The sequence below is a fragment of the Microbacterium sp. Bi128 genome, assembly GCF_918698205.1.
This window is the reverse complement of the sequence record NZ_CAKKMM010000930.1, coordinates 1-2042: the sequence shown is the minus strand read 5'-3', so window position 1 is coordinate 2042 and position 2042 is coordinate 1. Positions and strand designations below refer to the sequence as shown.

General features: G+C 65.2%; 2 protein-coding genes and 1 pseudogene. All 3 read right to left on the bottom strand.

The features are described 5' to 3' along the window. Positions 1-137 (bottom strand): annotated as a pseudogene (locus LQV45_RS28145) (dihydrofolate reductase); the annotation flags it as partial. Between the two features lie 74 nt (positions 138-211). Then, on the bottom strand, positions 212-433 hold the full coding sequence (locus tag LQV45_RS28140) for a hypothetical protein (RefSeq protein ID WP_028276822.1): 222 nt from the start codon (positions 431-433) through the stop codon (positions 212-214). After that, a complete protein-coding gene (locus tag LQV45_RS28135; RefSeq protein WP_230010221.1) occupies positions 430-1635 on the bottom strand; it encodes an inorganic phosphate transporter in 1206 nt (401 codons plus the stop codon). Before LQV45_RS28135 ends, LQV45_RS28140 begins: the two co-directional genes overlap by 4 nt. Positions 1636-2042 lie beyond the last annotated feature (407 nt).

Here is a 2042-nt window from a genome sequence, read left to right as displayed (position 1 = left end):
ACGTCGGCCATGAACGCGTCATAGCTGTCCTGTCCGCCCTCAAAACCGTCGAACTGCAGCAGCCAGGCGAGATTGTCGTCGGCAGTGGCGATAAACCCGTCGAGTGAGGACGCCACGAAGTATTGGAAGCTCACCATGGCCCCAGCCTAGCCACTGCGGTGGCCGGTGTCCCATCCCCGTGACGCAACGGCTGCACGGCCGCGGGGACGTCCTATTTGTGGAAGTAAGGAATGATCAGGTAGAGCCCGAAGAGAATGGCGGCGCCGCACAAAGCGAAGCACGTGTAAGCGAGCGGTCGGGTCCAGGCCGCCGGGGAGGTCCGGGTGTCCCCCGCGATGGCCGTGAGCCGGACGCCGAGGGAGTAGAGAACTACCACGGTTACAGCGGACACAAGCGTGGCACTCGCCACGCTGAACAGTTCCAGCCATTTCATCGCTGGGCACCGCCGTTCTTGATCGACTTGGTGGCGGACTTTTTCTTCCGGAACTGCACGGCCTGGCCGACTTCCTCGATCTCGACGGCGTTGTTGCTGCCCACAGGCGACTTCCGTGAGCGCACAAACATGTAGGCCACTGCGGCGGTGCCGGCTGTTGCCGCGATGATCACGCCTACGACCCCGGTCTGCACGAGCAGAGCCGTCAGCGCGCCCATGATTCCGGCGGCCGGCAGCGTGAACAGCCAGCCGATGGCAATCCGGCCGGCGGTTCCCCACCGCACCGTAGTGCCGCGGCGTCCCATGCCGGAGCCCACGACCGAGCCGGAGGCCACCTGCGTGGTGGACAGGGCGAAGCCCAGGTGCGAGGACGCCAGAATGGCTGTGGCGGTGCTGGTCTCGGCGGCAAAGCCCTGGGCGGGCTTCACTTCGGTGAGTCCCGAGCCCATGGTGCGGATGATCCGCCACCCGCCGGAATACGTGCCGATCGCGATGGCGAAGGCACAGGCGGTGATAACCCACCACTCCGGACCGGAGCCGGCAGGCTGGAGGCCGGCGGAGATCAGGACCAGGGTGATGATGCCCATCGTCTTCTGGGCGTCGTTGGTGCCGTGGGCCAACGCCACGAGGCTGGACGTGAAGACTTGACCGGTCCGGAATCCGCCGCGCTTCTGCGTGAGCTTGTCCCCGGTTTCGGGGTCATGGCGGGCGGTCAGGCCGTACGCCAGCCGCGTGCACAAGTAGGCTACGCCGCCCGCGATGATCGGGGCGAACACCGCGGGAAGAATGATCTTTTGGAGAATTGACTCGAAGTTGATCGCGTGGATGCCGATACCGGCAATCGCGGCCCCGATCAGGCCGCCGAAGAGGGCGTGGGAGGAACTGGACGGCAGGCCCTTGAGCCAGGTGATCATGTTCCAGAGGATGGCGCCCATCAGCCCGGCGAAGATGATGTCCGGGGTGATCTGGACCCCGTCCGAGCCTTCCTTGATGATGCCGCCCGAGACGGTCTTGGCGACTTCCGTGGAGAGGAACGCTCCCACGAGGTTCAGCACCGCCGCGAGGGCAACTGCTGTTTTCGGTTTGATGGCGCCGGTCGCGATGGGGGTAGCCATGGCGTTCGCGGTGTCATGAAATCCGTTGGTGAAGTCGAAGAACAGCGCCAGCGATATCACTAGCGCCACCATTACGGTGATTTCCACCTGTTGCCCAATCTGAAGTGTTCACGGTCGGCAGTTCCACATCCCCGTTGCTGCATGGCCACGACGTCCATTCGATGCCTGATCAGATGAATTCGGTGGCGCTAACGCGATTTGAAACCTTATCGATGGTACGTGGGAAAGACGGCTGGGCAAAACATGCCAGAAGTCCCTAAATTCAGTCCTCCTGTGCGGCACGGGCCTTCACGGTGGCGGTGCGGTGCCGGTCACAGCGGGCACCGCCCGGCTCCGCCGGCTGCGGCCCAGCTCAGACGGCCCGGCGGACGTCCGGCGCCGGGCCCGCGCCGAGCATCGAAGCGATCCTGTCCTCCAGTGCCGCTAGCGTCGCCTCGGGCAGCACGATGAGCCCGTCGAGTTCCCGGCGGGCGCGGCGGGATGCCTGCCGCCCC